15 protein-coding genes are annotated in these 17,944 nt (G+C 60.3%); 4 read left to right on the plus strand and 11 right to left on the minus strand.

All coding sequences use genetic code 11. The annotated features are described in order from the left end of the window. The first annotated feature begins 190 nt into the window (after window positions 1–190). On the plus strand, window positions 191–676 hold the full coding sequence (grpE, locus tag VEZ52_RS12460) for a nucleotide exchange factor GrpE (protein WP_411331156.1): 486 nt from the start codon (window positions 191–193) through the stop codon (window positions 674–676). Between the two features lie 210 nt (window positions 677–886). Here the strand turns inward: grpE and VEZ52_RS12465 are convergent, their stop codons facing one another. From VEZ52_RS12465 to VEZ52_RS12485, 5 genes are read right to left on the minus strand one after another with little or no spacing between them, the layout of a single operon-like run. Further along, window positions 887–1,984: an HD-GYP domain-containing protein gene (locus tag VEZ52_RS12465; RefSeq protein WP_324837101.1), complete on the minus strand. Its 1,098-nt coding sequence runs from the start codon at window positions 1,982–1,984 to the stop codon at window positions 887–889. Next, a complete protein-coding gene (locus VEZ52_RS12470) occupies window positions 1,981–2,577 on the minus strand; it encodes a PqiC family protein (RefSeq protein ID WP_324837102.1) in 597 nt (198 codons plus the stop codon). Before VEZ52_RS12470 ends, VEZ52_RS12465 begins: the two co-directional genes overlap by 4 nt. Next, window positions 2,577–3,545, minus strand: coding sequence for an MlaD family protein (locus VEZ52_RS12475; protein WP_324837103.1), 969 nt, complete (start codon window positions 3,543–3,545; stop codon window positions 2,577–2,579). Before VEZ52_RS12475 ends, VEZ52_RS12470 begins: the two co-directional genes overlap by 1 nt. After that, entirely contained in the window at window positions 3,542–4,447 is a 906-nt protein-coding gene (locus VEZ52_RS12480; protein ID WP_414649519.1) for an ABC transporter ATP-binding protein, read from the minus strand. The genes VEZ52_RS12475 and VEZ52_RS12480 overlap by 4 nt, the downstream gene beginning before the upstream one ends. Before the next feature lies 1 nt (window position 4,448). Further along, window positions 4,449–5,576 (minus strand): ABC transporter permease, encoded by a 1,128-nt coding sequence (locus VEZ52_RS12485; RefSeq protein ID WP_324837115.1) that lies wholly within the window; start codon window positions 5,574–5,576, stop codon window positions 4,449–4,451. Window positions 5,577–5,670: 94 nt separating this feature from the next. On the opposite strand from VEZ52_RS12485, the gene polA reads away from it, so the two are divergent. Further along, a complete protein-coding gene (gene polA / locus VEZ52_RS12490) occupies window positions 5,671–8,457 on the plus strand; it encodes a DNA polymerase I (RefSeq protein WP_324837104.1) in 2,787 nt (928 codons plus the stop codon). A 789-nt stretch (window positions 8,458–9,246) separates the two neighbouring features. On the opposite strand, the gene tilS is transcribed toward polA, so the two are convergent. The 5 genes from tilS to VEZ52_RS12515 form a co-directional block, all read right to left on the minus strand. Further along, complete coding sequence (gene tilS / locus VEZ52_RS12495; protein ID WP_324837105.1) at window positions 9,247–10,377, minus strand: tRNA lysidine(34) synthetase TilS; 1,131 nt, start codon at window positions 10,375–10,377, stop codon at window positions 9,247–9,249. 140 nt (window positions 10,378–10,517) lie between these two features. Next, window positions 10,518–10,856, minus strand: coding sequence for a hypothetical protein (locus tag VEZ52_RS12500; protein ID WP_324837106.1), 339 nt, complete (start codon window positions 10,854–10,856; stop codon window positions 10,518–10,520). Continuing rightward, window positions 10,856–12,148 carry a glutamyl-tRNA reductase gene (hemA, locus tag VEZ52_RS12505; RefSeq protein ID WP_324837107.1) on the minus strand — a complete coding sequence of 431 codons (1,293 nt, stop codon included), beginning with the start codon at window positions 12,146–12,148 and terminating at the stop codon, window positions 10,856–10,858. The genes VEZ52_RS12500 and hemA overlap by 1 nt, the downstream gene beginning before the upstream one ends. A gap of 13 nt (window positions 12,149–12,161) precedes the next feature. Then, complete coding sequence (gene ccsA / locus VEZ52_RS12510) at window positions 12,162–12,989, minus strand: cytochrome c biogenesis protein CcsA (RefSeq protein ID WP_324837108.1); 828 nt, start codon at window positions 12,987–12,989, stop codon at window positions 12,162–12,164. Next, complete coding sequence (locus tag VEZ52_RS12515; protein ID WP_324837109.1) at window positions 12,976–13,683, minus strand: bifunctional precorrin-2 dehydrogenase/sirohydrochlorin ferrochelatase; 708 nt, start codon at window positions 13,681–13,683, stop codon at window positions 12,976–12,978. The genes ccsA and VEZ52_RS12515 overlap by 14 nt, the downstream gene beginning before the upstream one ends. Window positions 13,684–13,915: 232 nt before the next feature. Between VEZ52_RS12515 and VEZ52_RS12520 the strand changes: the two genes are divergently transcribed. Both VEZ52_RS12520 and VEZ52_RS12525 read left to right on the plus strand, forming a co-directional pair. Continuing rightward, window positions 13,916–15,196 carry a glycosyltransferase family 9 protein gene (locus VEZ52_RS12520; RefSeq protein WP_324837110.1) on the plus strand — a complete coding sequence of 427 codons (1,281 nt, stop codon included), beginning with the start codon at window positions 13,916–13,918 and terminating at the stop codon, window positions 15,194–15,196. Beyond that, window positions 15,196–16,482, plus strand: a complete 1,287-nt coding sequence (locus VEZ52_RS12525) for a CgeB family protein (protein WP_324837111.1) — start codon at window positions 15,196–15,198, stop codon at window positions 16,480–16,482. Before VEZ52_RS12520 ends, VEZ52_RS12525 begins: the two co-directional genes overlap by 1 nt. 123 nt (window positions 16,483–16,605) lie before the next feature. Here the strand turns inward: VEZ52_RS12525 and VEZ52_RS12530 are convergent, their stop codons facing one another. Further along, window positions 16,606–17,625: a hypothetical protein gene (locus VEZ52_RS12530; RefSeq protein WP_324837113.1), complete on the minus strand. Its 1,020-nt coding sequence runs from the start codon at window positions 17,623–17,625 to the stop codon at window positions 16,606–16,608. Between the last annotated feature and the right edge of the window lie 319 nt (window positions 17,626–17,944).

A 17,944-nucleotide genomic window follows, 5' to 3' on the forward strand; every position in this document is an offset into this window, starting at 1 on the left:
CGGGGTCGATTCAGGAGGAAGCATGCAGCGTCATAAAATGAACCACTCATTCGGACAGCAGGGCAGTCAGCAGGGCGGCCAGGCGGATAACCGGGCAGAATGCCAGCCCGAAAGACCGGAAGATGGTTTTCTTGAAGAAGAAGGTATTCTGTTCGGTCAAAATGCGGGCAAAAATCCCGCTGCCGATTCCGTGCAGGAGTCTGATACTGCCCCGGCAGACAAGGCGGCTTCAGCTGAAAGCCTTGAAGAACGTTGCAAGGCGGAGCTGACAGAAATGCGCCTGCGCAATGCCGCAGAAATGGACAATTTCAAGAAGCGCCTCACGCGCGAGCATGAAGAGCAGATGCGCTACGCGGCTGAAAAGGTCTTGGGCGACCTGCTGCCCACGCTCGATAACCTTGATCTGGCTCTGCGTTACGGCAGCAAGAGCGAAGCCTGCAAGGACATGTTGCAGGGCGTGGCCATGACCCACAAGCTCCTGCTTGATGCGGTGGAAAAGCACGGCCTCAAACCTCTGGGCGAGGAAGGCGAAGAATTTGATCCCAACGTGCATGAAGCCGTGGGGTTTGAAGACCGCCCCGATTTTGCCCCCAACTCTGTTGCGCGTGTGCTGCAACGGGGTTTCAAGCTGGGAGAGCGCTTGCTCCGCCCCGCCAAGGTGATGGTAAAACAGTAAATTTTTTTTGCGCGGCTTTTGGGCCCGGCGGCTTCGGCTGCCGGGCTTTTCTGTTTTTTGCGCTGGCCATGCCGCGCTTGGGCAGGGGAGATGGTGTGGCATGCCCGCCTTCCGGGCAGGGCTGGCAAAGAGGCGACAAGAGTTTGGTAATGGCGGGCGTCAGGCAAGGCAGGCCTGCGCAAGGTGTATTTTAGGCGGGTTGCTACGTGCTTACATGTCTGAATATTTCGCGGCGATGCTGCGGAACTGCTCCTGCATGGCCAAAAAGGCGTCCACAACTTCGGGGTCAAACTGGGTTCCGCGTCCTTCCACAATAATGCGCATGGCTGTTTCGTGCGGCATGGCGGGTTTGTAGACACGCTTGCTGCGCAGGGCATCGTACACATCGGCCACGCTCATAAGGCGGGCGGAAAGCGGGATATCCTTGCCCGCCACACCGCGCGGATAACCCTTGCCGTCCCAACGCTCGTGGTGGCAGTAGGCAATGTCGCTGGCGATACGCAGAAAGGAATTTTCCCCCAAAAATTTGTCGGCCGAGGCCAGCACCGCGCGCCCGAGCGTGGTGTGTTCCTTCATGGCCTCGTATTCTTCATCGGTGAGGGGGCCGGGCTTGTGCAGCACAGTGTCTGCAATGGCGACCTTGCCCACATCGTGCAGCGGTGCAGAAAGGTAGAGCCACGAAATGGCATCGGCGTCCAGTTCGTCCCTGTACTCGGGCAGTTGCGAGATATAGACGGCCAGAGCCTTCACATAGTTCTGCGTGCGTTTGATGTGCGCGCCGGTTTCCGTATCGCGCCATTCCGCAAGGCTTGCCATGGCGTGAATGGTGGCTTCCTGCGTGAGGGCAAGCTGGCGTGTGCGGGCAAGCACCAGGTCGTTCAGATGGTCGCGGTAGAGTTTGAACTTGAGCTGGTTGGCTACGCGGTTGCGCACCAGCGAGGAGCGGAAAGGTTTGGTTATGTAATCCTGCGCGCCCAGCGAGAGGCCCTTGGCCTCATCTGTTTCTTCATTCTGCGCCGTAATGAACATAACCGGTATGTCGCGGGTCTGCGCATCGCTGCGCAGGCGTTTGCACACTTCATACCCGTCCATGCCGGGCATGATGACGTCAAGCAGGATCAGGTCTGGCGGGGGTTGCCGCAGGGCCAGACGCAAGGCGTCCGTGCCGTTTTTGGCAAACATGATTGTGTATTTGTCGCGCAGGCATTCACTGAGAATGCGCAGGTTTTCAGGCGCGTCGTCCACAAGCAGGATGACGTTGCGCCTGTGTACCTGGGATGGATCGGCGGTTTCTTCTGCCCAGTTCATGACTTGCCCCGTGTGAGCACGGGCAGGCGGGCGGCTAGATGTTCGCCCATGCGGCGCACCATGCGGCTTTCTGCCGCCGTGAGTACGTCATAGGTTTTGCCCGCCACCGGTTCTGCATCGGCATAAATGCCTCGGGCGATGACGTCATCGTGGCGGTTTTTGAGTGTCCAGCGCGCCTCAAGCACGGCCTTTGAGTCGAAATTTCCGTCCAGTCTCTGCAAATCCACAAGAAGCACATAGTCGGCGCGGGTGTCGTCGCCCGGCGCGAGCACGTTCAGCCCCACGGCCAGCAAGGGCGGGGTCAGCACTTCCTGCACCACGCGACGCACACCATGCCCCACGGGCTCCGCCCATGCGTGAAATTGCGAAACAACAAGCTCGGTTTCGCCGTTCACACGGCTGACAATGCTGTTGCGGTCAAGGTAATCCGGCACGGTAACCTGCGCCACTCGCAGGTTTTTGGTGGGCAGCGTGTCGGCCTTGACCGGGTCAAGGGCGCTTTCAAGCAGATAATAGCGCGTGGGGGTGCTGCGCGCGCAGCCGCTCAAAAGTGTGAGCAGCACCAGGGAAAGAAGAAAGATTTTGCGTTGCATCAGCGTGTTCCTTGCTTGCCCCGCAGCAGAGCTTCGGGATTACGTTCAAGCATTTCGGCCAGGGCGCGCATGGAGCGCATGGTATCGGTGCTCTCTTTGAGAAGACGGCGCAGGTCGTTCATGGTGGGTGAATCGCGCCCCAGAATGCCCTGGGCCGAAGCAGTGACCACACGCAACTGATCTGCCGCAACTGCCATGCTCTGCATGGCTTCGCGGAAGGAAACCAGCGTGGCTGGCAGTTCCTTTTCAACAGAGGCGCTGGCCGTGCTCAGGCTCTTGAGAACCTGCTCCGTATTGGTGCGCATGGAGCCCTCGTGCAAGATGCCGTGGGCTTCCTGAAAGGTGTTGGTGAACGCCGTAAGCGCCTTGCCCAGCTTGTCCTCGCTAAGGCCGAGGGCAAGGTTTTGCAGCACCGCGCTGAAAGAATTTACCATCTGCTCCAGCGGCATCTGCGAGAGCGTGCTTTGCAGCGTATCAATGGGCGAAGGAATGGTGGGGATTTCCATATCCGGCGTGGCGGAGCGGAAGTTGGCCGCCGTGGCGGGATAAAAATCAAGCTCCACGCGGTATTGCCCGGTGATGAGGCTTTGCAGCTGCAGTCGCCCGCGCAGGCCGCGCTGCACCATGCGGCGTATGATTTCCTGCTGGAATGATTCGGAGGGCGCGGCATTGCCGCTGGCGCGCACAAAGCTGCGTTCGTCAATACGGATATAGACGGGGATGGTCACGTTGGAATCGCGGGCGTTGGCAACCAGATTGATGCGCGTGACGCTGCCCATGGGCACCCCCCTGAACACAACCGGGGCACCTGTGGAAAGGCCGCTGACCGAGCCATCAAAGTACATCACATATTCAAGATCATTGCTGAAAAGGCGGCCGCCGCCGAGCAGCATGATGCCCAGCACCAGCAGGGCCAGGCCCCCCAGCACAAAAGCGCCGACAGTTGTTTTGTATGACTGCGAGTTCATCGGGATTGTTCCTTGTGCGAAGTTGCCGCCGTAGCGTTTTCGCCTGCGTCTTCATTCTGGTCGCGCATGCCGCCTCTGGTCAGAAAGAGCTTTGCGCTTTGGTCTGTATTGGGGTCTTTCACCAACTCGCTGGGATTACCGCTGGCAGTGACCGTTCTGCTCTGCGCATCCAGAAAGATACTGTTTCTGGCTATGGTAAAAATACTCGGCAACTCGTGAGAAACAATGACAAAAGTTGTACCCAGGCTATCGCGCAGCTCCAGTATCAGGTCGTCCAGAAGCCGGGAGCTGACAGGGTCAAGCCCTGCGGATGGCTCGTCCAGAAAGAGAATCTGCGGATCAAGCGCCAGCGCCCGGGCAAGACCCGCGCGTTTGCGCATGCCGCCGCTGATCTCCGAGGGATAATAATCCTCAAATCCGGCCAGACCCGCAAGGGCCAGCTTGAGCGAGGCCTGCTCCCTGATTTCATCATCGGTAAGGTCAGTATACTGTTGCAGGGGCAGACCCACGTTTTCCGCCAAGGTCATGGAGCTCCACAGTGCGCCGCCCTGAAAGAGCACGCCCGTATTGCGCATGATGCGGCTGCGGCTTTCTTCCGTGCCAGCCCAGAAATCTTCGCCATTATAGCAAATCTGCCCTTGCTGCGGCTCCTTGAGGCCCATGAGCACCCTCAGCAGGGTGCTTTTGCCGCAGCCGGAACCGCCCATGACCATGAAAATATCGCCCACGCGCACGTCAAACGACACGTTGCGCATGAGTACAAAGGAGCCGAAGGCCACCGTAAGATCGCGCACCCTGATGCGCACGTCTTCATCCGGCACGGCAGGGGCCGGGCAAGTTGGAGCAGCGCTGGTCGCGTCCGTGTTGGGCAGGATAATGGAGGGCTGGGCGGCGTCAGGCATGTTACACATCCAGCACGTTGCAGATAACGGTGATGATGGCGGTAGCCACGATAATGCCCACAATGGCCTGCACCACAGCCGTGGTGGTGGCCTGGCCCACAGCCTGGGCGCTGCGCCCGCAGCGTATGCCCTGATAGCACCCTGCCACGGCCACAATGGCCCCAAAAACCGTGCCGTACACAAGGCCGATGATCAGATGCTTGAAGGGCACCATCTGGATTGTGGCGTTGATGTATTCCATGGGGTTCAGCCGCAGCATGGTGGTGCCCACCAGAAAACCGCCGATAATGCCCATGAGGTCGGCATACAGGGTCAGCAGGGGGATCATGGCCATGAGGGCCAGCACGCGCGGCAGCACAAGAAAGTCGTGGGGAGAAATGCCGAGGGTGGAGAGGGCGTCCACCTCTTCGTTGACCTGCATGGTGCCGATGAGGGCGGCATAGGCAGCGCCCACCCGGCCCGCCATGACCACGCCCACCATGATGGCCCCCATGACCCGCAGCATGCCAATGCCCACAAGGCCCGCAACATAAATCTGCGCGCCAAACTGGGTGAGCTGCACCGCGCCCACAAAGGCCAGAATCAGGCCAAACAGCAAGCTGGTGAGCGAAATAATGGGCAGGGCGGCCACGCCGCATTCGTGCATGGCGGCAAACAGATCCATGGGGCGCATCTTGGCCCTGCCAAGAAACAGCCGCCAGATGGAAAGCACAATTTCGCCAAGAAAATTAAGAAAGTCCTCGATCTTGGGCCGCAGGGCCAGCACGCTTTCGCCCACGCGGGTCACAAAGCCCACATCGGTTTTGCTGCGTTCGGAGCCTGCCTTGGCAGGAACTGCAAAGGCCAGTTTGATAAGACGCTCGAGGCCTTCGGGCAGTTCCGTATGCACCGGCAGATCGCGGGCGCGCGCCGCCTTGACCATCTGCACCAGAAAAACCAGCAGGGTGCTGTCCCACTGTCCAAGGGCGGCGCTTTCAAGGCACACCTCGCGGATGCGCTGGTCGGTTATCTGGCTCAGGGCGGCCATGGCCTCCAGGGGCCAGGGTTCGTCAAGATTCCAGCGTCCGCCAACGCTCACGCGCAGCAGCGGCCCCTGAACAGATACGGTCACTTGCGGACTTGTTTCCATCACTATACTATACGCGTAGCACAACATCTTCGCAAGCGTCCTGGCCTGCGAACCGTTTTGAAATCTTTTTGAAACCCCAAACCACCGGGCTGTCATGTCGCTGAAACAACGCCTCAATCTTTCTGCCGAACCTGTCTTCCTTATGGACGGCTCTGCCTTTATATATCGCGGTTTTTTTGCCAACAAGAACATGCAGCGCTCCGACGGCTTTCCCACCAACGCGCTGGTGGTGGTAACGCGTGTACTGCTGCGCATTCTGCGCGACGAACGGCCCTCACATTTTCTTTTCGTCAAGGACGGCAAGGGCAAGAATTTCCGTCACGATCTGTACCCGTTGTACAAGGCCAACCGTGACGCCACGCCCGAAGACCTGGTGCGGCAGATGGACCCCATTGTGCGCATGGTCAAGGCTCTTGGCATTCCTGTTGAAATTTCGGACGGCTGCGAGGCTGACGACTGCATAGCTTCGCTGGCAGCGCGTTTCTCCGCCCAGCGGCCCGTGGTTATTGTGAGCGGTGATAAAGACCTCAAGCAGTGCCTCGGCCCCAACGTGTACATGTGGGACCCTGCCTCCAAGGAAGAAAAACTGCTCTCTGCCGCAGAATTTACGGCGGAAAGCGGCCTCAGGCCCGACCAGTGGGCCGATGTGCAGGCCCTTGTGGGCGACACGAGCGATAATATCCCCGGCGTACCGGGCATCGGCCCCAAGACGGCGCAGAAAATTTTTGAAATATGCCCCACGCTTGAAGACATACGCGACCATTTTGCCCTGCTTGGGCCCAAGATTCAGGACAAACTGCGCGACCACCTTGAAAACATGTTTTTGTGGCGGCAACTCACGTCCCTTTCGCTGGATGTGTGCACCGGGCTGACCATTGACGACATGACCGTCAATCCGCTGAATGAAGCCCTGTGCGCCAGCATGGCGGACGAATTTGAACTGCACGCCCTGCGCCGCGACATGGCAACGCTGGCCCGTTTGCAGCGCAGCGCCCCCACAGGTTCGGCAGCGGCTCCGTCCCCGTCCCCGTCTGTCATTACATCTGAGGGGTCAGCATCGAATGCTGGCTCAAATACTGTTGCGGATGCTGGCGCGCCCCGCTCCGCTGCCCAGGGTTCGCTGATGGCTGCCGCCGACAGATCTTCTTCAAAATCCCGCCCCGCAGCTGGGGCTGGCCCGCAAATGAGCCTGCTGGATGTGGCCGACGAACCCGAAGCTCCGCTGCTGAGCGAGGTAGGGCAGTTGCCCCCCTGCGCGGGGCTGGAGGCCGCAATCATCTGGCCCGGCGGGCCTGGCAAACCGCCCCACGTGGCGGTGGCTGGCGGCGATGATTTTCGCTGGGGCGGCAGTGTGGAAGACCTCTGCACGTGGCTTGCCGGGGCGCAAAGGCTTGTGACGTCTGACCTCAAGGCCCAGCTGATTGCTGCCGCCTGCTGGCGCAAGCTGCCTTCCGAGGCCAATCCTCCGTTCTTCTTTGATCTTGGCCTCGCCGCCTACCTCATTAACCCCGAGGAAAGCGATTACGGCTGGCCCCGTCTGGCTGTGCGCTGGGGCATACCCCTGCGCGAAGGGCAGGGCGGCAATGGCCCCGCCAGTATGGCCCTGCGCATGGCCGCATCCATGGAGCAGCGGCTGGAGGCTGACGGCCTGCTCGAGCTGTACCACACGCTTGAACTACCGCTCACGCCTGTGCTGGCCCAGATGGAGGCGCGCGGCGTCGCCATCGACGCAGCGGCCTTTCAGTCTTTTCTTTCAGACGTGCAGGGCGAGATCGACAGGCTCACGCAGGAGGTTTTTGCCGCAGCGGGAACCACATTCAATATCCGTTCGGCCCAGCAGCTCGGCGAGGTATTGTTCAACACGCTCAAGCTGCCCTCGCCGCGCAAAACCCGTGGCGGGCAGGCATCCACCAATCAGGAAACACTGGAAAAACTGGCCGGGCAGCATCCTGTGGTGGAGAGCATCCTTCAATTCCGCAAACTGGAAAAAATGCGTTCCACCTATCTGGATCCTCTGCCGCGTCTTGTGGACCCGCGCGGGCGTATCCACACGACCTTTAACCAGAAGGCCACGGCCACGGGGCGGCTTTCGTCCAGCAATCCCAATCTTCAGAACATCCCCGTGCGTGGGCCGCTGGGCAAGCGCATGCGCTCGTGCTTTATCGCCGGGCCGGATCACGCCCTTGTTTCCGCCGACTATTCGCAGGTTGAACTGCGCGTGCTGGCGCACATGTCGCAGGATACGGCCCTGATTGAGGCCTTCCGCAACGGCGAGGACATCCACGCCCGCACGGCGGCGCTTGTGTACGATCTGCCGTCCAGCGAGGTCAGCCCCGACCAGCGGCGCAACGCCAAGACCATCAACTTTGGTCTTATCTACGGCATGGGCGCGCAAAAGCTGGCGCAGGAACTGAAAATCACGACCAATGAGGCCAAGGAATTCATTGCGCGTTATTTCGAGCGGCTCACAGGCCTTAAGCAATTTTATGAAGAGGTGGAGGCCGTTGCCAAGCGGCAGGGCTATGTGGTCACCCTTGGCGGGCGGCGGCGCTTGCTGCCCGATATCCATTCCGCCAACGGGCAGAACTACGCGCTGGCGCGGCGGCAGGCTATCAATACCGTGATTCAGGGGTCAGCGGCGGATATCATCAAGCTTGCCATGCTGGCTGTGGCCCATGATGCGGAGTTGAAGCGGCTGGATGCCCGGTTGCTTTTGCAGGTGCATGACGAACTTTTGCTGGAAGTGCCTACGGAGGCTGCGGCTGCGGTTGGCGAGCGGGTGGCGGCGCTTATGGGCGGGGTTGCGCCGGGCGGCGTGGCTTTGTCTGTGCCGTTGGTCGTTGATTGGGGGCAGGGGCGTGATTGGGGCTCTGCCCACTAGGGCGCAAGCGTCTTTTGTTCTCAGGCTGCGTCAGACTGCGGCGGCTTTTTCGGTCGAGTGCCAAAACGCACACTCCCTCAAAGCCGCCTTGTCTTTCTTGCCTGAGAACAAAATCCATCTTGCGCCGGGAAATAGTTCGCCATGCCGGATTGCTTTTGGGTTGTTCTGCGGTTTGGGTAGAGTCTGTCAGGCTGATTTACGCAAAACCGACTTTTTTGCCCTGACTGCGTTAAAATCCTGTTTTTAATGCTCACGTACTTGAGTACGCTGCGCTTAAAAACAGGATTTTTCCTTGTCAGGCCAGAAAAAAGCGTATTTTGCAAATTCGCCCAACACCAGCCATCGCCTCCGCATCCGCTCCGGCGAGTTTAAGGAAGGCAACTCCACGACCAGCTTCTGATGGCGAGCTGAGAAAGACAAAAGGCAACGCGCTCCTAATGCTGGAGATTTCCAGCACATGAAGTCTTAAAGTCGTAATGCAACTTTGGTTGATGGCTGAAGCGGGCTTATTTTCAAAGCAAAAGTGGGTTCTGGCATTTACGCGGCGCGGAGGGAGATCGCCTGAGCGAGCAGAGCGAGGGAAGGAAGCTCCCGCAGCGTAAGCCGCGTGCCCTCGCCGTTTTGAGGAAGCTGAAAACTTCATGGGGGTGCTTCGGGGGGGATGCAAGGGGGGCCGCGAAGGGGGCGAAGCCCCATAACCGGCCCCGCCTTGCCGCGCGCCGCGCAGGCGTCCCAAACTTCGCCGGAAGGCGAAACCAAGTGCCCGAAGGGCAGAAAACCAAGAAAATTCTAAGAGTTTAAGCCCTTCTGGCGAAAGACAACACTCCCACCTTTCAAATACGCTTCCAGCCCGCCGGGCAACTGAAACCGCGTATTTCCCCGCCCCTTGGCAAGGGCATCATCCAAAGCCAACAAAGTGCGCGCCCGGGCCTGACCGTGAATCTGACCCGTGCTGTCAGAATCCTCACCACCACTCCCTGCCGCAGGGCGGCACAAAAAACGCACAGCCCGCACATACAGACGCAAACGGGCGGCAGGGTGCAGCCCTGCCAGCAACTTCGCGGGCAAGGTCAGGCTGGGGCCTTCGGCGGCGTCTTCATTCTTTCGCGGCTCCGCGTCATCCTTCCCCACAATCCACGGATGTTCTGCCAGAGCAGCATCCAGCGCCGTGTTCCAGTAATCCTCATCCATGCGCGCCATTTGCCAGAGATCGTGCAGGGTGCGGTCGAGGGATGGATTTTCTTCGCGCAGCAGGGGCAGTACATCCAGCCGCAGCCTGTTGCGCTTGTAGTGACGGCTCTGGTTGCTGGCATCCTCGCGCCAGTCAATGCCGCAATCGACCAGCAAAGCTCTCAACGCCTGCGCGTCCGTTGCCAGCAGGGGGCGCAGCAGGCGACGCTCGTCATCGCGGGCGGCCATGCCGCCAAGGGCGGGCCAGCCTGTGCCGCGCGTGAGGCGCAGCAGCACGTCCTCGCTCACATCGCCTGCGTGGTGCCCAAGGGCGATAAAGTCGGCCCTCACGGCAACGCGTTCCTGCTCAAGCAGGGCATAGCGCAACCGCCGGGCGGCATCTTCAATGCCAATGCCGCTGTTTTCGGCCAGACCACGCACATCGGCTTGTCGCACGATGCAGGGGATGTTCAGGATGTTGCATAACTGGAGTGTAAATACAGCGTCTTGCGCAGATTCGTCCCGCAAGCCGTGGTCAACGCTCAGGGCGTGGAGGCTCAGCTCCAACCGTGGAGCCAGCAGGTGCAGCACAAAGGCCAGCGCCGTGGAATCGGCCCCGCCAGAGAGGGCCAACAGCAGCCGCGAACCCTTTGCAAGCCCAAGCCGCGTCAAGCAGAAGCGCTCCACCTCAAGGCAAAGACGGGCCGCAGCGGGCGGGATGTTTTGCAGCGTAGGCGCGGATTTGATCATGACATGCCTGCGGCAAGGATGTATGGGCAGAAGATCGGCCCGGAGAGATTTGCGTCTGTATGGTTGGGAAAGACCAGTGCGGGAAGGGCTTTTGGGAGCAGCGAGCGCCGCCCCCAAAAAGCCATGTCGAAAAACAGCGGCTAGGCCGGATTGATGCCCAGTTCCACCAGCAGGTTCTCAAGCCATACGATCATGCGGTCGCGCAGTTCGGGCGAGGCATAGTGCACACATTCGCAGCGCATACGGCCACGCGCGCGCACCAGCAGTTCAAGGCGCACAAAATTTTCTTCAATTTCCAGCCCCATGACGTGGGGGCCGCAGCTTTCCTCATGCTCCTGCTGTACGGGCGAGAGCAAGTCGGCGGGAACGGGCAGCCAGAAGAGGCCGTCCATGCCCGAGGTAAGCTCCATCTCGGTGAGGGTGGCACTCAGTTTTGCGGTATCTTCTTCCGTGATGTCGTCAATTCCGTACCAGCGCATCAGTGTTCCTCCGAATAAGGGCAGCCAGTTTTATCCAGATTGAAAATACGGCGCGCAATGCTGATGCGCGGGCCGTTGCCCTCCTGGGACATGCTGCCGCGCTTGAGAAACATGATGGGGTCGTGGTTGAGCTTGCGCACCAGCGCACCCACCAGAGCCTCAAGGGCATCGCGGGTTTCATCGTCCACCGGGCTGAGCCTTTTGAGGGTTTTTGCCAGTTCTTCCTGCCCCATGCGCTCGCCGCGCTGGATGAGGTCAACAATGGTGGGCTGCACGTCAAGGCTTGAAAGCCAGCGGGAGAACAGCAGCACTTCCTCGTTGACGATATCTGCGGCCTTGGCGGCTTCATCGCGGCGGGTGGCGAGGTTTTCTTCCACCACTTCCTTGAGGTCGTCAATGTCGTACAGATAGACGTTGTCGAGGCCGTTGACGTCCGGGTCGATGTCGCGCGGTACGGCAATGTCGATAAAGAACATGGGTCTGTTTTTTCGGGCCTTGAGCACGGCGCGGATGTCGCGCGCGCGGATGATGGGTTCCTGCGAGCCAGTGGAGGTGATGATGATGTCCACCTCTGTCAGATGCTCTGCCATGTCTTCAAAGGGGATGGCCCGGCCCTTGAACTGCTTGGCCAGCTCCTGCCCGCGCTCAAGGGTGCGGTTGGCAACCAGAATTTCATCAATGCCCGACTGCAAAAGGTGCATGGCGGCAAGTTCGGCCATTTCGCCAGCGCCCACCAGCATGGCCTTGTGGGTCTTCATGTCGCCAAAAATGCGCTTGGCAAGTTCCACTGCGGCATAGCTGATGGAAACCGCGCTGGAGGCCACCGCAGTTTCGGTGCGTACCCTTTTGGCAACGGAAAAAGCCTTGTGTACCAGTCTGTTAAGTATAACGCCCGTGGCGTGGCATTTGACCGCCTTGCGGTAGGCGGTTTTGAGCTGGCCCAGAATCTGCGGTTCGCCCAGCACCATGGAATCAAGGCTTGACGCCACAGAAAACAGATGGCGCACCGCTTCCAGATTTTTGTGCACGTAGACGTAGGGCTTGAGCTCCTCGGGCTTTGCGCCGCGCGCAAGGGCCCAGTTTTCAAGCACCTGTCCGGCCACGTCGCCGTTGCCGGCGGCCAGCAGCTCCACGCGGTTGCAGGTGGAAAGGATCACGCTTTCGCTCACCGCGCCCACGCAAGGCACGGCCCAATGCTCTTCATCGCAGTGGTTGACCAGGGCAAAGCGCTCGCGCACGTCCACGCTGGCAGTGCGATGATTCAGGCCGACAAGAAAGATATCACAGTCCATGATGATAGCCCGGTCAGCGCCGGATGAATGCGTGGTGTGTTTCCATGAAGGTATTCACCACAATGATTGAAAAGAGGCAGAGAATAAATACAAAAACAGCCAGTTGCGCAGGCTTGCGGCCTTTCCAGCCCTTGGTGAGGCGGTTGTGGAAAAGCACGGAGTAGAACAGCCAGATCACAATGCTGATAACTTCCTTGGGGTCGCCCGTCACCGTGCCGCCAAATACCGGCTTGGCCCAGATAAGACCGGAAACGATGCCCAGAGTGTACATGGGGAAGCCGATCATGGTTGTGATGGCGTTGATTTTATCAAGCATGGAAAGGGCGGGCATGTCGAGCCAAAAGCCCTTCATGGTCAGCTTGCTCTTGATGCGCCCCTCCATGAACAGAAAGAGCGCTCCGGCGGCAAAGGCCAAGGCCAGCAGGGCAAGGCTCAAAAAGAGCGAGCCGATGTGCAGGGCGTAAAACGAGGTGTTGAGCGAGGCCGGAACCTGCACCACAGAGGCCAGATACGGGGCCGACATGGCAAAGAGCATAAGCCCAAGCGGCGTGGCGAATACCAACGGAATCTCCTGCCGCAGCTTGGCCCAGGCGGCAATGCCGCAGAGCACCACAAACCAGGCCATGAGCTGAAAGTACGCGCCAGCGCTCAGGCCGCCGGGCAGGGCCTTGTGAAAGCCCAGAAAGAGCATGAGCGTCTGACAGGCAAAGCCCGCCAGCGCCACGCTACAGCCTATCTTGCGCCACAGGGCGCTGCGCGCGGCAACGCCCGCAAGCCCTGCAACACTGGCGGAGCCATAGAGCAGCAGTGTTACGGCGGTGGAAAATTCAGGGGAGATCATGGAGCAACTCCGCTATATTGGCGTGCAGTGCGGGCGGAAGCGCCGCCTGCAAATAACGCGTACAGTTTTCATGGTCGTGTTCTTCCAGCCACTGTTGCAGAGGTGATTCTGCCAGCTTGCGGAACAATCCGGTATTCTGCCCTGTATCGTGCCCCAAGGCAAGAACCAGAGGCCGCAGCCGACCCATCAGGGTTGCCATGCGCGAACGCGGTTCAAGCCAGCGCTCAAGCTCGCCCTTCCAGCGGCGGGCCAGCGCGGGGCTCGCCCCGCCAGTGGAAAGCGCTGCCGCCAGCGGGGTGCTGCGGGCCACGGCTGGCACCTGAAAACAACCTTCATCCGGATTGCTCGCGCTGTTGCACAAAATGCCCGCTGCGGCGCACAGGGCGGCAATGCGGCTGTTTTCCGCAGCGTTGCCCGTAGCGGCAAACACCAGCCCGCAGCCATCGAGGTCGGCAGCCTCGCAGGCGCGGCATTCAAAGCGTACCCTTGGGTCGCGCAGCAGTTCCGCCGCTTCCGGCGCTGATTCCGGCGCAGGCCCAGCAGGGTCGAGCACCAGCACAGATGCCGGATTGCAGGCCAGCAGGCCGGAAAGTTTGCGTTGCCCCACCGGACCAAGGCCGATCACCAGACAGCGGATGCCTGAAAGCGAGATAAATATGGGGTAGAGCGGGGCGGTGGGCTGTTGTGCGCGCATGTGTGATCCAGATGGTGAAAGAAGCTTGAAGGCGAGCATACAGCAGCGCGAAATATTTTGCAAAGGGCCAGCGCGCTGCCGTCTTTGCGCAGCTTCAATTGTTGTGCAGCGCAGTTGCGCCCCGCATTGCTTGCCTAGGTGGGCAGATTGCCTTAGATTGTGGGCAATTGGCAGTTTTACGCATGTTTCGGCCATTAACTGGCTACTGCCATCAACAACCAAACGGAACGACATGCCCAAATTTCTGGTCATACAGGCGGCGCGCTTTGGCGATCTGGTGCAGACAAAGCGCCTGTTGCTGAGTCTGGCTTTGCGCGGCGAGGTTCATCTTGCCGTGGATGTCAGTCTGGTTCCGCTGGCCAGGGTGCTCTATCCCTTTGCCGAGTTGCACGCCCTGTCGGTGCACGGCAGGCCCCAGGCAGAGGCGCTTGCGCGCAATACCGCTGTGCTGGACCGTTGGCAGGGCTTGCGCTTTGAAGCCGTGTACAACTGCAATTTTTCCGGCACTACTGCGGCCCTGTGCCGAGTTTTTGAGGCAGAACAGGTTCAGGGGTACCGGCCCGAGTCCGGGGGGATTTCGCGCTCGCCCTGGGCGCGGCTTGGCTTCCGCCTCAGTGAGCGGCGCGCGCTGGCAACGCTGAATCTTGTGGATTTTTGGGCGCATTTTGCACCGGAGCCGGTTGAGTCCCGCAGGGTTAATCCTGTGGCGGCCCCCGGCGGGCGAGGGCTTGGCGTGGTGCTGGCAGGGCGGGAATCCCGCCGCTCGTTGCCTGTACCAGTGCTGGCCGAGGTGGTGCGCACGGCCTTTGGGGCATTGGGGGGGCCGCGAGTGCGCCTGCTGGGTTCAAAGGCGGAGCAGCCCGCAGCCCGTCAGCTCATGCGGCATTTGCCCGGCAAGCTGCTCGACAGGGTTGAAGATTGCAGCGGCAAAACAGACTGGCCCGCCCTTGTGGACGCCGTATACGGGCTGGATGCGCTGATCACGCCGGATACAGGCATCATGCACCTTGGCGCGCACCTTGGCGTGCCTGTGCTTGGTTTTTTTCTTTCTTCGGCCTGGCTGCACGAAACCGGGCCATACGGCGAGGGCCATCATGTGTGGCAGACGGCGCGCACCTGCGGGCCGTGCCTTGAAACCGCCCCTTGCCCCTACGATGTGGCCTGTGGTCGGCCCTTGGCGCAGGTGGAGCTTTTGCGCTCCGTTGCCGCTGTACTTGCCCGCCTAAAATCGGGCGCGCCCTCTGCCGCCGCACAAGCGGAATCATGGCCGCCCCTGCCAGCGGATTTGCAGTTGTGGCGCACGGACATGGACGCCTTGGGCACGTTGCCTTACCTGCTCGCGGGCAGTGACCCACATGCTCGGGAGCGCAGGCATGTTCGTGATTTTCTGGCTGCGCGCCTGCATCTGCCCATGTTGGACGAAAGCGCCGCTCTTGCCCCGCAAGCGCCGAATCTTGACGAATGGCTTTATAACGATGCGGACTGGATGTTGCCGCCAGGGAGATACTGCTGATGCCCGCCGCTCCTCTGCGAATTCTTGTGGTGCTGCCCATGTACGGCGGCTCGCTGCCCATCGGCCGTTACTGCGCCAGCGCCCTCAGCGGGCTGGGGCACAGTGTGCGCGTGTTTGAGGCCCCCTTGCTGCACCCGGCCTTTACCGGCTTGCGCGGCCTTGGGCTGGCTCCTGCGCAGACCGCCCAGCTGGAAAATTCTTTTTTGCAGGTGGTTTCGCAGGCCGTGTGGGCGCAGGTGCAGGCGCAGGAGCCGCATCTGGTGCTGGCCATGGCGCAGGCTCCCATAGGGCGCAGCCTGTTGCAGCGCTTGCGCAGGTCGGGCGTGCGCACGGCCATGTGGTTTGTGGAAGACCACGAGGTTTTTGACTACTGGAAGGCCTACGCGTCACTGTACGATGTTTTTGCCGTTATCCAGAAAGAGCCTTTTTTATCCATGCTCTCGGGCATCGGGCAGGGCAACGCCCTGTACCTGCCGCTGGCGGCCCAGCCGGATTTCCACAAACCGCTGGAACTGACCGAGCAGGAAAAGCGCGAATACGGGGCCGATATCGGCTTTCTTGGCGCGGGTTACCCCAACCGGCGGCTGGCTTTTCGTCAGCTGGTGGGGCGTGATTTTAAAATCTGGGGATCGGACTGGGACGGCGAGAGCCTGCTTGCGCCCCACGTGCAGCGCGGCGGCGCGCGCATTGATGCGGATGAGAGCGTCAAAATCTACAATGCCACGCGCGTCAACCTGAATCTGCACTCGAGCCTCGGCACTGCGGAGCTTGTGAGCAAGGGCGATTTTGTCAATCCGCGCACTTTTGAACTGGCGTGCATGGGGGCCTTTCAGCTTGTGGACAGGCGGGCGCTCATGCCTGAGCTGTTTGCGCAGGATGAGCTGGCAACCTTTGGCACGCTGGAAGAATTTTACGCGGGTATCGAGTATTTTCTGGCCCATCCGGACGAGCGCCATGCCTTTGCGGCCCGCGCACGGGAGCGGGTGTTGCGCGATCATACGTATGCGCAGCGCATGGCCGCACTGCTTGACTTTGTGGAACAGCGCCTCGGCCCCTGGCCGCTGGAACTGGAGTCTTCCGGCGGCATGCCGCCTGATGTGGAGGCCGCGCTCTCGCCCGAGATTCGCAGGGACATGGCGGCGGCGGTGCAGGGGCTTGGCCTTGGCCCCAATGCCGGATTTGACGATGTCATCAATGCTTTACGCGCCCGTAGCGGCGTGCTGACGGAGACAGAGGCCGCCCTGCTTTTTCTGGATGAATGGCGCAGGCAGTACGGCAAAAAATAATCACAGGATTATTGCTGAAAAATTCTTTGCGCACCACGCCCGCTTTTGCCAGCAGCGCGCAGATATGAAAAACCCCGCTGTAGAGGCGGGGTTTTTACGTCATATCAATGCGGCAAGATGCCGTTACTGTACAATATCGGTCATGGACGGGGGCAGGGTGATTTCCGTCATGTTGAGGTAGAAGGGCAGCATGATGGCAACTGCCAGCGCCAGCGCGGCCAGCAGGGTGATCTTGTGGCGCATGGGGGTGGCGCTGCGGGCCACGAATGTCCAGAGCAGGGCCGGAGCAAGCCAGAGCAGCAGTTCTGCGCTTTCCATGATGGCGTCAGTGACGGTAAAGGTGTCGTTTTGCCAGGCGTTCTGCACGTCAAACACCGAGGATGCCAGCAAAACAACCCAGAAAACAGCCCAGGCATTGCGCGCCCATGTGGCGCACCAGGGGAGCATGGTATTGTAGTGGTCGCGGCCAAAATCGTCATACTTGCGGCGCAGCACAAGCCAGAAAGCGCCCATGCCGCCTGCCACGGCCAGCATCAGGGGCAGCGACCAGAAAAGGGCGCACCAGAAGTGCGTGCCAAAACCGGGAACATAAATGTGCCCAAGGGTCAGCATGTCCGCATCCGGGCGGGCCAGGGCCGTGAGCAGGCGGGCCGCAGCCAGGGACGCCACTGTGGCGATGATGCCCTGAATGCCGCTGACCACGCCCATGCCCACATGCAGCATGGGCAGCTTGAGCAAAAATTTCCACAAGGCAAAATACATGCTGTTGATGAGCACGGCCAGCCCGAGCATGATCCAGCTCATTTCAACCATGAAGTCGGAGATGGAGTCGGGCGTATAGGAGCTTTGCGTAAAGAAAAGCCAGACTCTGCCGCAGATGAGCAGCGCCCAGCCAAGCAGCAATGAGAGCAAGGCCAGCTGGCGCGCGCATTTTTCATAGGAAGCGCGCTTGCGCGTAACCGCCAGCGCCCGTGCGGCGGCAGACATGAAACCCAGGCCCGCAAAGGCCAGCAGGGCCGCGAGCGGCAGGGCAATGCTCAGGGCGTCAAGGCCCATGCGCGCCATGGGAAAGGACTGTCCAAGATGCCGCAACGCGTCCATCCAAGTTGTCAGGGCCGCTGCCATTTCCTGGAAAAAATTCATCTGGCTTCGCCTCCGGTCTGGCTTGATGCCGGATAGGAACTGTTCATGCGGATTATTGCCGCCCTTCGCCTGCCGTGCATCGGGTGAGTCACCTGTGCGAGTGCGGATGAAGGCAAAATCCCGTTTGCAGCCGGGCGCAAGGCACATCAAAAGCTGTGGAGCAGACTTTTTTGATGCTGCGATGCTCCGGTTGTCCGTATCTGTTATGTAGTACGAGCGTGAGCAAGCCTGTTCTTGCCTGAAAAACGCTGCCGCTGCAAGAGTTCTTGAAATATGGCCGGGGTTGAGGCACAAGAAAGGTTGGCAGGTTGATGGGCTT

This window comes from Desulfovibrio sp. (genome assembly GCF_035644575.1).
GTDB lineage: Bacteria > Desulfobacterota > Desulfovibrionia > Desulfovibrionales > Desulfovibrionaceae > Desulfovibrio.

What these genes read in the sequence shown, in the direction of transcription:
- VEZ52_RS12465 (WP_324837101.1), bottom strand. Translation starts at nt 1,984, where the DNA reads ATGAACTGGGCAGAAGAAACCGCCGATCCATCCCAGGTACACAGGCGC.
- VEZ52_RS12470 (WP_324837102.1), bottom strand. Translation starts at nt 2,577, where the DNA reads ATGCAACGCAAAATCTTTCTTCTTTCCCTGGTGCTGCTCACACTTTTG.
- VEZ52_RS12475 (WP_324837103.1), bottom strand. Translation starts at nt 3,545, where the DNA reads ATGAACTCGCAGTCATACAAAACAACTGTCGGCGCTTTTGTGCTGGGG.
- VEZ52_RS12480 (WP_414649519.1), bottom strand. Translation starts at nt 4,447, where the DNA reads ATGCCTGACGCCGCCCAGCCCTCCATTATCCTGCCCAACACGGACGCG.
- VEZ52_RS12485 (WP_324837115.1), bottom strand. Translation starts at nt 5,576, where the DNA reads ATGGAAACAAGTCCGCAAGTGACCGTATCTGTTCAGGGGCCGCTGCTG.
- polA (WP_324837104.1), top strand. Translation starts at nt 5,671, where the DNA reads ATGTCGCTGAAACAACGCCTCAATCTTTCTGCCGAACCTGTCTTCCTT.
- tilS (WP_324837105.1), bottom strand. Translation starts at nt 10,377, where the DNA reads ATGATCAAATCCGCGCCTACGCTGCAAAACATCCCGCCCGCTGCGGCC.
- VEZ52_RS12500 (WP_324837106.1), bottom strand. Translation starts at nt 10,856, where the DNA reads ATGCGCTGGTACGGAATTGACGACATCACGGAAGAAGATACCGCAAAA.
- hemA (WP_324837107.1), bottom strand. Translation starts at nt 12,148, where the DNA reads ATGGACTGTGATATCTTTCTTGTCGGCCTGAATCATCGCACTGCCAGC.
- ccsA (WP_324837108.1), bottom strand. Translation starts at nt 12,989, where the DNA reads ATGATCTCCCCTGAATTTTCCACCGCCGTAACACTGCTGCTCTATGGC.
- VEZ52_RS12515 (WP_324837109.1), bottom strand. Translation starts at nt 13,683, where the DNA reads ATGCGCGCACAACAGCCCACCGCCCCGCTCTACCCCATATTTATCTCG.
- VEZ52_RS12520 (WP_324837110.1), top strand. Translation starts at nt 13,916, where the DNA reads ATGCCCAAATTTCTGGTCATACAGGCGGCGCGCTTTGGCGATCTGGTG.
- VEZ52_RS12525 (WP_324837111.1), top strand. Translation starts at nt 15,196, where the DNA reads ATGCCCGCCGCTCCTCTGCGAATTCTTGTGGTGCTGCCCATGTACGGC.
- VEZ52_RS12530 (WP_324837113.1), bottom strand. Translation starts at nt 17,625, where the DNA reads ATGAATTTTTTCCAGGAAATGGCAGCGGCCCTGACAACTTGGATGGAC.